We start from the raw sequence: 13,102 nt of genomic DNA on the forward strand, positions 1-13,102 counted from the left end.
GTGCATGCGCAGGTCGCGCGATGCGCGCGTGCGTCGCGCCACGACGCCACCCGTTCGCCGCGCGGCCCGGATAGCGTCGCCCCGCAGCACCGTCGCGCCGCTCGACCGGTGCGACGCCGCAATCCAATAAATAAACCCACGAAGGAGACAAGCCATGGGCAAGCGGATGTCCGCACTGTGCGGACTGGGCCTCGTATCGGCCAGCGCCTGCGCGCAGAACACGATCACGCTGTACGGCGTGGCCGACGTCTATACAGAATTCCTCACCCACCAGGCCGCGCCCGGCAATAACGCGTCGGCATCGCTCGTGCGGATGGCGTCGGGCGGCAAGAGCGGCTCGCGCTGGGGCCTGAAGGGCGTCGAGGAACTCGGCGGCGGCTGGCAGGCCGCGTTCCGGCTCGAAAGCGGCATCAACCTGAACAACGGCACCGGCACCGGCGCGGGCGGCTTCGACCGCTCCGCGTGGGTCGGGCTGCAGCACGAGCGCTGGGGCGCGCTGCGGCTCGGCCACCAGTACACGACGCTGTTCGACGTCATGGAGCACTATTCGCCGACGGGCGCGTACTCGACGCTGTACGAGCCGGCCGGCGCGATCGTCGGTGTCAACTTCCGCGAGAACAACGTCGCCAAGTACCTCGCGAAGATCGGCGCGCTGACGCTCGAAATGCACTATTCGTTCGGCGGCACGCCCGGCGCGTTCCAGTCGAACGCCGCCTACGGCGCCGGCTTCGACTATGCCGGCGGCGCATTCTCGGTCGCCGCCGCGTTCGACAACGTCAACACGCCGCAGCCGGGCGGTTTCGCGCATTTCCGCCGCTACGCCGCCGCCGCGATCGCGTCGATCGACCGCGTGCAACTGCTGGCCGGCGTCACGCACGGACAGAGCGGCGTCGCCGCGCCATCGGTCGTGACGAGCTACACGTTCTGGTGGGCCGGCGTGCGCTACGCGATCACCCCTTTCCTGCAGGCCATCGGCGCGTTCTATTACGAGGACATCCGCGCGCAGAATCCGCCGAACGCGCAGACGCCCGCACCGCACCCGGCGAACCCGCAGCAGGTCACGCTGCAGTTGAACTACTTCCTGTCGAAGGCCGTCACGGTGTACCTGGCAGGCGGCTACGCGCGCCGCGCCGCGCTCGATTTCGACAACTACAACTACAACTTTCTCCACTACACGCTGGCCGGCGACCGCGCCAGCAGCGCGGGCGCGGCACTCGGCCTGCGCAAGCTGTTCTGAGCCCGCCTCTCCCCCCGTTTCAGGAACCTCCGGAGCCACGCACCATGAACCGCCGCCACTTCCTTTCCACGCTGACCGGCACGGCGCTCGCGCTGCCGTTCGCCCACGCCCGCGCCGGCGCGCTGCCGGCCGCCGGCGTCACCACCGGCCGCCCCGATCTCGCGCAGCAGCTCGCCGACTACGCGGCCGGGCTGCAGTATCGCGACCTCGACGACGCGACGGTCGAGACGATCAAGGCGCACCTGATCGACGCGCTCGGCTGCGCGATCGCCGCTCACGACGAACGCCCGGTGCGGATCGCGCGCGATGTGGCGCTTGCGTCGCCGGGCGGCGTGTCGACCATCGTCGGCACCCGCGAGCGCACGAGCCCCGATCTCGCCGCGTTCGCGACCGGCACCGCGCTGCGCTACTACGATTTCAACGACGCCTACGCCGGCAAGGAGACCGGCCATCCAAGCGACAACATGTCCGCGTGCCTCGCCGTCGCCGAAGCGCAGCATGCGAACGGCCGCGACCTGATCCTGTCGATCGCGATCGCGTACGAGATCGCGTGCCGGCTGATGGACGCCGCCGCGATCAGCCCGCGCGGCTGGGACCACACGTGTTACAGCCTGCCCGCCGTCGCGCTCGCCGCGGGCAAGCTGATGCGCATGCCCGCGCCGCAGCTGGTGCAGGCGGTGAACCTGTCGATCAACAGCCATCTCGCGCTGAACCAGACACGCGTCCAGCAGTTGTCGAACTGGAAGGCGCTCGCCGATGCGGACGCCGCGCGCAACGCGGTGTTCTCGACGCAGCTCGCGCGCGCCGGGCTGACCGGCCCCGCGCCGATCTTCGAAGGCATGGCGGGATTCTTTCCCCAGGTGTCCGGCCCGTTCGCGGTCGATACACACGAATTCGGCGGGCGCGGCGGCGCGTTCCGGATCGGCAAATGCTTCGTGAAGTTCTATCCCGCCCAGGGGCTCACGCAAACGGCGATTCCGGCCGCAGTCGACGTCGCCGCGCAGGTCGGCGACCTGCGCCGCATCCAGCGCATCGAGATCGACACGACCGAGGTCGGCTACGTGACGGCCGGCCGCGACCGCGAAAAATGGGCGCCATCGACCCACGAGACCGCCGATCACAGCCTGCCGTACATCGTCGCGCGCGCGATGCTCGACGGCGACATCACGACCGAGAGCTACCGGCACGACGCGCTGCAGGATCCGGCGCTGCGCGCGCTGATCGAGCGGATCACGGTGCGCGAGGACCCGTCGCTGACCGCGCGTTATCCGGCGCAGGCACCGAATCGCGTGACGGCCGTGTGCGAAGACGGCACGACCTGCACGAAGCAGGTGGACGACCTGCCCGGCTCGCCGACGCGGCCGATGCGGCGCGACGACTACGTCGCGAAGTTCACGAAGAACTGCCGGCGGCACTGGAACCCGGCACAGATCCACGCGGCGCTCGACTACCTGTGGCGGCTCGACGAGCAGCCCGACGTCGCGTCGCTGCCGCCGCTGCTCGTCGTCGGCTGACCGGCGTGCTCGGCCTACGCCTAAGCCTCCGCCGCGACGACGTGCCGCTCGAGCGCTTCCGCGACCTCGACGATGCGGCCGCGCAGCCACGCGTGCGCGTTGCTGCCGTCGTAGCGGCGGTGCCAGTACAGCGACCACGCGACGGGCTCCATCGCGAGCGGCAGTTCGCGGATCACGAGCCGCGCATCGTCGAGGCTCAGCGCGTGCCGCTCCGACATGATCACCGCGTACGGCAGCGCATCCAGCATGTTCGGCACGACGAGCCAGTGCGGCACGTTGAGCGCGATACGCCGCGTGCAGTTCATGGTCGCGAGCAGGTTGTCGATCAGGCTGTGGTCGACCGGGTTGATCGTCACGTTGAGGAAGTCGAGCGCGAGGAATCGTTCGAGCGTCAGCGGCGCGGCCGCGTCCGGATGGCTGCAACTCATCACGCAGACCATCCGGTCATGAAATACGATGCGCGACGACAGCGTGCCCGAATGTTCGAGGCCGGCGCTGATCGCCAGGTCGAGCAGCCCCGATTCGAGCGCGTCGGCGGTCCGGGTGGCACTCATATGCACGACGTCCATGCCGATATTCGGGCTGGTCAATCGCATGCAGCGCAGCAGGGCCGGAAGCAAAAGCAATTCGGTGAGATCCGACATGCGCACCGTAAAATGGCGCTCGGACGTAAATGGATTGAATTGATAATCCGATTCAAATAATTCCTCGATTTGTTGCATGATTTGTCGAATCGGCATGGCCAGCGCCTGCGCGCGCGGCGTCAACTCCATGCCGACCGCCGTGCGCGCGAGGATCTCGTCCTTGAACAGGAATCGCAGCCGCGCCAGCGCGTTGCTGACGGCCGGCTGCGTGAGGCCGACCTTCTGGCCGGCCCGTGTGACCTGCTTCTCCGTCAATAGCGCATCGAGTATGACCAGCAGGTTCAGATCGATCGAACGTAGATTCATGTTTGCGACCATCCACTAAACAGGTTAATCACCGCCTCCGATTACGATTGCGAAATTCTGCAATCGGAGCAATCCCCAGATATTTAGTGCAATGCACAAGAATAGTCCAATCTTGACGTATCTATATTTTTAGGTATCGGACGATATTGGTTAAGTTTTCAAATTAATGGGTCCGTTTCACGTCGATTCTTCTGAATACCGTGCCAATCGGCCATTTAATTCGCGATTTTCGCAACCCTGTCGCGTTGCAAAAAAATGCGGGCGGCCGCCGCCACAGCCGCCGCCCGCAGGCTCAAACGGTCGCGACAGGATTCGCCGGCGCGCCGACCAGGCCGCGGATATGCAACGGCGGCGCGGTCAGCAGAAACCGGTTCCGACGATGCGCATGCAACCAGTTCGCGAGCGGCGTCAGGTGCCACAGCTCGCCGAGGTGAATGCCGAGCTTGAACAGGCACAGCTCGTGCAGCGGCATCAGTGCGCCCGGCTGCGGGAGCGGCTGCGCATTCTGCGGACGTTCCTCGATCGCATGGTTGTCGGCCACGAGCGCGGCCAGCCCCGATTCGTCGATCCATTGCAGCAGCCGCGCATCGCTGCTGTCCAGCACGCACGCGCTCGCGACCGTCGCCGGCGATCCGCCGTCGTCGTTCAGCAGCAGATCGGCGAAGCCGGTGTGAATGCAGACGATGTCGCCGCGCTCGACCTGCACGCGGTCCGCCTCCATCACCTGCATCAACTGCGCGAAGCCGACCTTGGTGCGCGCATCGCCGAAATGACGCCGCAGGTCGATCAGCACGCCGCGCCCCTGCACGCCCGTCTGCGCCATCACCTCGATGCCGAGCGCGCGCGCGCCGCCCGTCGCGTCGCCTTCCTGCGGCACCCGCAGATGTTCGCCCATCCGGAAACCGTTGTAGAACACGATTTCGGGCACGCCGTCGTCGTCCGCGTCGAACACGCCGCCCACGTGCGACAGGCCGTCCCATTGCGTCGAGAACTGCGAGTGCATGCAGAACGAGTCGTCGCAGACCACGTCGGTTGCGTTCGCAACCTGTTCGTCGGCCCGATAGCCGAAGTACGGCTTGTCGCCGAGCAGCGCCGGCATGATCGCCGGCGGCCGGCGCCGCGCGTTCAACCCGCCGCCGCGCGGCACGTCGAGCGGCAGGCTCAGCGAGAACGACAGTCCTTCCCGGACTTCGGCAACGCCCTGCCGTACCTTGTCGGGCGTCAGCCAGTTCAGCCGCCCCTTCTGATCGTCGGGACCGAAGTCGCCCCAGTTCGAGCCGGGCGGCCGCTTTTTCCAGCGCGGTGCATTCAAGATCGGTGTCCTCCTTCAGTACCTGACGTCAGCGCCGCAAGCAGGTCGAGCGGCGCATCGTCGGCGAGCGCCTGCACCGCGTCGCGCAGCGCGAGCGCGCGCTCCATGCCGAGCGCCGAACTCGCCGCCAGCACGAATTTCGCGGTGAGCTCCTGTTCGGTCAGCGGCCGCGAATTCGTGCCCTTGCTCGACTCGATCCGCGCCTCGCGCACCTGCCCGTCGCGCAGCTCGACGCGCAGCACGGCCGGCAGGAAGTTCGGAAAGCGCGTGTCGCACCACGGATCGGCCACGCAGCGCACCTTCGCGGCCAGCGCGCGCCGTGCGGGGTGCTGCGCAAGCGCATCGTCGAAATCGTCGAACCAGACGCCGAGCCCGCCGCCGCCGAGCAGCGCCGCCGCGACTGTGTACGGCCCCGAGAACGCCGCCGCATAACCGGTCGGCGGATTCGCCTTCAGCTCGGCCGGCTCGCCGATCGTGCGCAGCGTCGACGTCGCGACCCGCAGCTCGGCCGACACCACGTCGTCCGCCGTCACGCCTTGCGCCTTCAGCTGCAGCGCCGCGTCGATGCCCGGATGCGTGAAGTGGTTGCACGGATAGGGCTTGAAGATGATCCGGCTCGTCTCCCATTCGTCGCCGAGGCCGCGCAGCACCGCGTCGACGTCGGCGAGGTCGCCGCACCACGCGTGGAAGAAACCGAAGCGGCCTTCGAGCGCGGTCGGCGGCGCGGTTACGCCCGCGCCCGCCAGTTCCGCCGCGCTCACGCCCGCGTGCGCCGCCCAGCCGCAGTGGATCCGCTTCACCGAGCCGCCGGTGCGGTTCGCTTCGAGCAGGCCCGCGCCCATGCTCGCGGCAATGCCGAGCGCCGCCGCGATCTGCGCGGCGTCGAGCCCGAACAGCATCGCCGCGGCCGCCGCCGCGCCGACCGTGCCGCAGATCGACGTCGCGTGCTGGCCGCGCTCGAAGAACACCGAATTGCCGAGCTGCTCGTTGTAAGCGGCGACACCGAGCCGGATGCACACCTCGGTGCCGACCGTGATCGCATCGAGCAGCGCCGCACCCGACGCGCCGCTCGCCTGCGCGGCGGCGAGCGCGGCCGGAATCACGGACGCGCTCGGATGCAGCACCGAGCGCATGTGCGAATCGTCGAAATCCATCGCATGCGCGAGCGTGCCGTTGACGAGCGCGGCGCTCGCGGCCGGCAGCCGGTCGGGCGCGCCGATCACGCTCGCCGGGCCGGTGCCGCCCCAGCGCCGCGCGACCTGCAGCACCGACTGCGCGACCGGTTCGTCGTGCGCGATCAGGCTGTTGCCGACCACGTCCAGCACGCGCGCGGCGGCCTCGACGCGCAGCCTGCGTTCCAGCCCTTCGGCGCGCACCTCCGCCGCAAAGCGGCCGAGCGCGCCGACGATGCCGTCGGGCGGCAAGGGCCGGTTCGTCGCGGCCGCTGCCGGAGCGGAAAGCGTTTCGGGTGTGCTCATGCCAGTGCTCCACTGAGTCGAAGATTGTTCGCGAGCGCGAGCGTCACGCGTGCGTTGGCGATCAGCGGCGGCGCGACCACGCGGCCGTCCGGCAGCACGAACACCGACGACGCCGAGGCCTTGCCTGCCGCCGCATCGACCGCTTCGAGCACGCGCTCGGCCGCGCGGATCTCGTCCTCCGACGGCGTGAACACCTCGTTGATCACCGCGAGCTGCGACGGATGGATCGCGAAGCGGCCGAGGAACCCCATCGATTTCGCGCGCAGCGTCGATTCCTTCAGTCCGTCGAGATCGGGCAGCGTGTGATAGACCGTCTGGATCGGCCCGTTCAGCCCCGCCGCGCGCGACACGACCACGCAGCGCGCACGGCACACCTCGAGCGTGAAGTTGTCGACGCCGATCTGCAGGTCCGCGCGCAGGTCGCTCTCGCCGAGCCCGATCCGTTCGAGCCGCGGCGACGCGGTCGCGAGCTGGTAAGCCGTCTCGACGCCGTACGCCGACTCGATCAGGATCTGGATGCCAGCCTCGCAGCCGAGCGCGTCGAGCCAGCCCGCGACCTCCTGGATATGCTGCGGCAGGTCGCATTTCGGCAGGCGCAGCGCCTGCAGCGCCGGCTGCGCGATCGCCTCGACGTCGTCGCGGCACCACGGGCTGCCGATCGGGTTGATCCGCACATAGGTCGGCTTCGGCGGGCCTTCCGCGAGAATCGCGGCGGCCGCCTGGCGGGCCTCGGCCTTGTGGCTGGCCGGCACGGCATCCTCGAGGTCGAGCACGATGGCATCGGCTTCGCTTGCATACGCCTTTTCCACCACCTGCGCCTTGTGCGCGGGCACGTAAAGGTAACTGCGGTAAGTTGCGCTGGTTTTCATATCACGCCTCGTTCGGTCAAATCGGCGATCTCGCGCCGCTCCAGTCCCAATGCGCCGAATACTTCGTCGTTGTGCGTGCCGCGCGCAGGTCCTCCCCAGCGGATCGCGCCGGGCGTGTCGGACAGCCGGAACGGCACGTTGTGCGTGCGGAACGCGCCAAGCTCCGCGTCGGGCACCGACACGACCGAGCCGAGCGCCGCGTACTGCGGATCGCGCAGCACGTCGGCGACGTCGTAGATCGGCGCGACCGCCGCCTGCGCGCGCTCGAATTCGGCGATCACCTCGTCGCGCGTGCGCTGCCCGATCCAGCCGCCGACCGCCGCATCCAGCTCGTCCGCGTGCTTCGCGCGCTCGGCGCCGTTCGCGAACCACGGTTCGTCGATCAGGTCCGCGCGGCCGACGAGGCGCATCACGCGCTCGGCGATGCTGTGCGCAGACGTCGACAGCGCGACCCACTTGCCGTCCGACGTGCGGTAGACACCGCGCGGCGAATTGTTCGGTGAACGATTGCCTGTACGCTCGGGCACCCGGCCCGTCTGGTCGTAGCTCGCGACTTGCGCGCCCATCGCGGCAAGCATCGTCTCGATGATCGCGAGATCGACGACCTGGCCGCGCCCGGTCTGCTCGCGCGCCTTCAGCGCGGTCATGATCGCGAACGCGGCGGTCAGCCCCGCGACCGTGTCGGCAAGCGGAAACGACGGCAGGAGCGGCGGCCCGTCCGCCTCGCCGGTGATCGACGCGAGCCCGCTCATCGCCTCGGCCAGCGTACCGAAGCCCGGCCGGCTCGCATACGGGCCGAACTGGCCGAAGCCCGTTACCCGCACGAGCACGAGCCGCGGGTTGATCGCGGACAGCACGTCGTAGCCGAGCCCCCAGCGTTCGAGCGTGCCGGGCCGGAAGTTCTCGACGACCACGTCCGCCTGCGCCACCAGTTCGCGGAAGATCCGCTGGCCGTCGGCCGTGCCGAGATTCAGCGTGACCGCCCGCTTGTTGCGCGCGAGCACCTTCCACCACAACGGCACGTCGTCGCGACGCGCGCCGTACTTGCGCGCCGGATCGCCGTCCGGATGCTCGACCTTGATCACGTCGGCGCCGTAGTCCGCGAGCATCGTCGCCGAGAGCGGGCCCGCGAACAGCGTCGCGGCGTCGATCACGCGAATGCCGTCGAGGGGCGCCCGTTTGGACGTGTCCGACGCCGCGCCGGCGTCGACGTCCCCGATTTCCACAGTGGCCATGCCGTTCTCCAGTCAAATGGATTGCACGGCGCGCCGCGCGCCGGCATCGTCTGCATGACTAATCAACATGCAAAGATGCGGGGCGCGGCGCGCGACCTGTCGCTCAGACGGCGTTGATCCGGTAGATCGGGAAATACGTCTGGATCTTCCCGTTCAGGTAGTCGGACGCGAGCTTCGGCACTTCGTCGAAATCGAAGATCTCGGTCGGCTCCTCGCCGATCCAGCCGCTCGTTTCCTGGAAGTCGCGGATCGTGATGCTGTCGTCGTAGCGCCACGCGTGCGTGTGGATGTGCAGGCGGCGGTTGATGCATTCCGTCGCGCGCAGGTTCCACAGGCGCATCCCGGTCTTCCAGCCGACCGTCGTGACGATGCCGGTGCGGCCGACCACGCGCATCGTCGAGCGATACAGCGCGCCGCCGAGGTTGTCGAGGAAGATCGCGACGCCGCGGCCGCCGCTCAGTTCCGCGATCGTCTCCGCGAACACGCGCTCCGACTCGCGATAGCTCGCCTGATACTCGGGATCGGTCTTGTAGCGCTCGTCGTCATACGCGAGATTCGGGAACTTGCGGCGATCGACCGGCGTGATGCCGAGCTTCGCGAGCTCCTCGAGGCGCCGGTCGTTGCTCGCCGTCATCGCGACGCGAAAGCCTTCGCGCTTCGCGAGCTGCAGTTCGGCGAGCGTCGTGCCGCCGCCCCAGCCGAATACCAGGTAGTCGGCCGGATCGACGTCCGGCAACTGCGAGCGCCAGCACGCCGACGCCACCTTCCAGTTGTCCCACGCGGTGAAGTAGCGGCCGTACGTCGCCCATTGCAGCAGCGAATGCCGGCTGTCCGTCGGCACCGCCACGAGGTTGTCGGCGCGCATCTTGGTCCGCTGCGCCATCACGCCGATCGTGCCCGGTGCGTCGTACGCGTAGACGAGTTCGGCGAACCCGTATTCGTCGCGCTTGCCGAACGGCATCACCATGCAGATCTCGCCTTCCTTCAGCGTCTTCACGCCGCGGCCGCGCTCGACGATGCGCACCAGCGCACCGTTGCCGAGCACGATCTTGTCCTCGCGGCGCTGCCGGCAGATGTCGACCGGATTGCGCGACAGCGCGTGGTCGAGGTTCGCTTCCCACGATCCGTACAGCGGCTCGACCAGCACCTCGCCGGCTTCCAGATCGGAGAATTCGAAGGTTTCGCGACGCAGCTCGCCCGCCACGGGCGCCTGCTTCTTGCTCGGTTCCGGTCCTGCGTAAAGAACCCATGCATCGGTCTTGATCATCGTCATGCCTCGTTAAATGGCTCTGTATGAATGGTGCACGCCGAACACGCCGCTTCGTTCAGCGCGAAAACGCCTGCTCCAGTGCCGCCTCCACGTCGGCCGTCGCGGCCACCTGCCCGAGCTTCGGGAAGATCTGCGTCAGCGCGAAGGTCTGCGCGTCGGTGGACGACGTGCTGACCGCGTCGCTGACGACGACGACGTTGTAGTTGTTCTCGTATGCCTGGCGCGCCGTCGATTCGACGCCGATGTTGGTTGCGATCCCGGTCAGCACGATGTCCGTGATGCCGCGCCGGCGCAGCTGCACGTCGAGGTCGGTGCCGGTGAACGCGCCCCACTGGTGCTTCGTCACGACGATGTCGGACGGCGCCACGCCGAGCGCCGGCGCGAACGCGCTCCATTCGGGATCGAGATTCGGCGGCGCCGACGGCGCATCCGTCTTGACCTTCAGCGCCACGCCGCCGTCCGGCTGGTAGCTCGTGTGCACGTAGATGACGGGAAGCTGCAGCGCGCGGAACGCGGTCGCGAGCTCGACCGTTTTCGCCACGACCTGCGCGCCGGTGTACGGCACGACCGGCAGCGACACGATGCCGTTCTGCAGATCGATGGCGACCAGGGCAACCGTGCGATTGAGCGTCGGAATGGACATGTAACACCTCACTTCTGTTGGGAGATGGAAGAAGCGGCGGCATCCAGGTGCCGGCTCGATGCCGCGTTGAGCAGCAGCAGCACGCTGATGACCGCCAGGACAATGGCCAGCTCGCGCAGGCCGCGATCGCTCGCCGGATGGCCGAGCGCCAGCCCGACGAGCGCAAACGACAGGCTGCCGCCGACATACTGCGCGGTGCGGTACAGCCCCGAGGCCGTGCCGATCCGGTCGTGCGGCGCGCTCTGGTAGAGCGCCGCCTGGTTGCCGAGATTGTTGAAGCCGTTCGGTACGCCGAACACGATCGACAGCAGCACGATCGACCAGACCGGCATCGCGCTGGTGAGGAGACTCATCACGACGCTGCCGACGCACAGCATCGCGGAGCCGATGATCAGCACCGGCCGCGAGCCGTGACGGTGTGCGAGGCGGGTCGCGAACATCGTCGCCACGGTGCCGATCCCGGCGACCGGCAGCATCACGAGGCCGGCATCGGCGGCGGACAGGTGCTTGGCTTCCTGCAGCCACATCGGCAGCGCATAGAAGATCGCGTAGAACACCGCGTAGGTGCCGACGCAGCGCAGGTACGTGCTCGTGAGTGCACGGTTGTCGCTCAGCATGCGGATGTCGATCAGCGGCGTCGCGGCCCGCCGCTCGCGCCCGACGAGCATCGGGCACAGAACCAGCGTCGCAACCAGCAGCAGCCAGTCGGGCTCGTGCGTTACCGATTGCAGGAACAGCAGCAGGCTCGCGAGCGTCAGGACGAACAGCGCGACGCCCGGCAGATCCAGCTCCTTCAGCGTGCCCCGCAGCGTGCGGCGTTCCTGCGCGCCGCGCGGGACGACGTCGGCCGGAATCCACAGCCACGCCAGCACGAAGGCCAGCAGCACGATCGGCACGTTGATCCAGAAGATCGCGCGCCAGCCGGCGAACTGCACGAGCGCGCCGCCAAGCGGCGGCCCGAACGCGACGGCCACCTGTGCCGCGACCGAGATCGCGCCGAGGCCGCCCGTCGGCGTCGCGCCGTTCGCGTGTCGCTGCGACCAGGCGCGGATCATCGCCATGCCGGCCGGATACGCGGCGGACGTGCCGATGCCGAGCGCGACGCGCGATGCGATCAGCCACTCGAGCGACGGCGCGAACGGCGCGAGCGCGGACGCGATCAATACGATCGCAAGGCCGATGCAGAAAATCCGCTTCGCACCGAACCGGTCGGCGAGCCGCCCCATCGTCGGCTGGCCGACCGCCGTCGCGAGATAAAGGCCCGACACGAGCCACATCGTGTCGATGCGTTCATGCCCCTGCGGGTTGAACGCCTGCTGGATGCTGACGAGCGCGACCGCGATCATCGACGAGTTCAGCGCGTTGAGCAGCGTCCCGAGCACAATCGGACCCACCAGCCGGGTCGGCAGGCGCAGGCCCGCCGCGCGTGCATTTCCGCCGCCTGCCGGCGGGACGCCGGGGCGCGAGGGTGACGCTTCCGCTGGTCGATCGGGAGTCGTTTTCATGGCATCGTCAAGGAGTGGATTCGCTTCGTTCGAGCAAATTCGAACGTGCGTTCACCTTACCGGGACGATTGCCGTGAATGAAATGGATTGTTGCGATGCACAGATTCGTCGCTTGAATGCAGATCGCGAGCCGGATGTGCAAAAGCGGCCACGGCAGGTCGGGAATAACGACGGAAAACTCGCCGTACCCCTTGTCGGACGGCCTTATCCCGGGAACGCGACGAATCTTGCCGGGTGCATACGAAATGATTTGCCCCGGCGTACCCCCACCGGCTGATGACCGTTTTATGCGGCAGTGCGGCGAGAATTCAGAGCAGTCGCTCTAGACCGGCACGATGAAACGCATATCGCTACGTGGGGTTGAGCCGCCGGGTGGCAACCCGCAGGCTCACACCTTCCCCGCCAGATGAAACCGCGATGCCGGATGCCACAAGCGCACCGACGTCGCGACATGCTCGCCGACCCACGTGGGGCGCCTCAATAACAGACACGGCTCGCCGATTTCCATCACGAGGTGCCGGCGCACCTGCGCGTCGGGCTTCTGCGCGTAGATCCGGAACTCCGCGCGCTGGATCGGCGCAAGCCGCACCATGTAGTGATTCGGCGTCTCGACCGTGAAGTCCTGTTCCAGATACGCGGGATGACCTGATGCGTTTCTTGTAGCCATTTGGCAAGTGAGTTCTCTTTTATCCTGGAAGCAAGGAGAACTCGATGAAGAAGCGATTTACCGACGAGCAGATCATCCGCATCTTGCGAGAGGCCGAGAGGCCAGGCAGTCCGTGGCAAAACGGGTTCGTCGAGAGCTTCAACGGCATACTGCGTGACGAATTGCTGAACCGGGAATGGTTCCGCAGCCGCGCCGAAGCCAAGGTGCTCATCGAACGCTGGCGACAGTTCTACAACGAGCGCCGACCCCATAGCGCACATCGCTATCAACCTCCCGCCACGGTCCGTCGAGCCTGGCTGGATTCCGATACTATCGACGCGAGACTCCCTGCCTGATTGGCTACAAAATTCCGCCGCAGGTCAAATCCACGCTGGGCGCACACGCTGCCGACGTAAGCCGGTTCAGTGATTTCTTCGCGGGAA

At 67.7% G+C, this 13,102-nt stretch carries 10 protein-coding genes and 2 pseudogenes; 3 read left to right on the forward strand and 9 right to left on the reverse strand.

Features of this window, described 5'->3' with window-relative positions:
* Positions 1-154: 154 nt before the first annotated feature.
* Positions 155-1,237 (forward strand): porin, encoded by a 1,083-nt coding sequence (locus tag OHZ10_RS35855; RefSeq protein ID WP_059242314.1) that lies wholly within the window; start codon positions 155-157, stop codon positions 1,235-1,237.
* A gap of 44 nt (positions 1,238-1,281) precedes the next feature.
* Positions 1,282-2,751: an MmgE/PrpD family protein gene (locus OHZ10_RS35860; RefSeq protein ID WP_342706033.1), complete on the forward strand. Its 1,470-nt coding sequence runs from the start codon at positions 1,282-1,284 to the stop codon at positions 2,749-2,751.
* Between the two features lie 20 nt (positions 2,752-2,771).
* Here OHZ10_RS35860 and OHZ10_RS35865 read toward each other — a convergent pair whose 3' ends face one another.
* From OHZ10_RS35865 to OHZ10_RS35905, 9 genes and pseudogenes are all read right to left on the reverse strand, one after another.
* Positions 2,772-3,701, reverse strand: a complete 930-nt coding sequence (locus OHZ10_RS35865; protein ID WP_059242531.1) for a LysR family transcriptional regulator — start codon at positions 3,699-3,701, stop codon at positions 2,772-2,774.
* A 292-nt stretch (positions 3,702-3,993) separates the two neighbouring features.
* On the reverse strand, positions 3,994-5,013 hold the full coding sequence (locus OHZ10_RS35870; protein WP_174993648.1) for a cyclase family protein: 1,020 nt from the start codon (positions 5,011-5,013) through the stop codon (positions 3,994-3,996).
* Complete coding sequence (locus OHZ10_RS35875) at positions 5,010-6,491, reverse strand: MmgE/PrpD family protein (protein ID WP_174993647.1); 1,482 nt, start codon at positions 6,489-6,491, stop codon at positions 5,010-5,012. Before OHZ10_RS35875 ends, OHZ10_RS35870 begins: the two co-directional genes overlap by 4 nt.
* Positions 6,488-7,360: an HpcH/HpaI aldolase/citrate lyase family protein gene (locus OHZ10_RS35880; protein ID WP_059242321.1), complete on the reverse strand. Its 873-nt coding sequence runs from the start codon at positions 7,358-7,360 to the stop codon at positions 6,488-6,490. Before OHZ10_RS35880 ends, OHZ10_RS35875 begins: the two co-directional genes overlap by 4 nt.
* The gene (locus OHZ10_RS35885) at positions 7,357-8,595 is read right to left on the reverse strand and encodes a CaiB/BaiF CoA transferase family protein (protein WP_155627366.1); all 1,239 of its coding nucleotides are present in this window, start codon (positions 8,593-8,595) and stop codon (positions 7,357-7,359) included. The genes OHZ10_RS35880 and OHZ10_RS35885 overlap by 4 nt, the downstream gene beginning before the upstream one ends.
* A 103-nt stretch (positions 8,596-8,698) precedes the next feature.
* Positions 8,699-9,862, reverse strand: a complete 1,164-nt coding sequence (locus OHZ10_RS35890) for a quinone oxidoreductase family protein (protein ID WP_059242533.1) — start codon at positions 9,860-9,862, stop codon at positions 8,699-8,701.
* Between the two features lie 58 nt (positions 9,863-9,920).
* Complete coding sequence (locus tag OHZ10_RS35895; protein ID WP_048246495.1) at positions 9,921-10,508, reverse strand: hydrolase; 588 nt, start codon at positions 10,506-10,508, stop codon at positions 9,921-9,923.
* Between the two features lie 8 nt (positions 10,509-10,516).
* Positions 10,517-12,013, reverse strand: coding sequence for an MFS transporter (locus OHZ10_RS35900; RefSeq protein WP_342706034.1), 1,497 nt, complete (start codon positions 12,011-12,013; stop codon positions 10,517-10,519).
* A 388-nt stretch (positions 12,014-12,401) separates the two neighbouring features.
* Positions 12,402-12,653 (reverse strand): annotated as a pseudogene (locus OHZ10_RS35905) (UTRA domain-containing protein); the annotation flags it as partial.
* Between the two features lie 128 nt (positions 12,654-12,781).
* Between OHZ10_RS35905 and OHZ10_RS35910 the strand changes: the two are divergent.
* A pseudogene (locus tag OHZ10_RS35910) lies at positions 12,782-13,015 on the forward strand (integrase core domain-containing protein); the annotation flags it as partial.
* Positions 13,016-13,102: the final 87 nt, after the last annotated feature.

Source organism: Burkholderia arboris, assembly GCF_038723655.1.
Taxonomy (GTDB): domain Bacteria; phylum Pseudomonadota; class Gammaproteobacteria; order Burkholderiales; family Burkholderiaceae; genus Burkholderia; species Burkholderia arboris.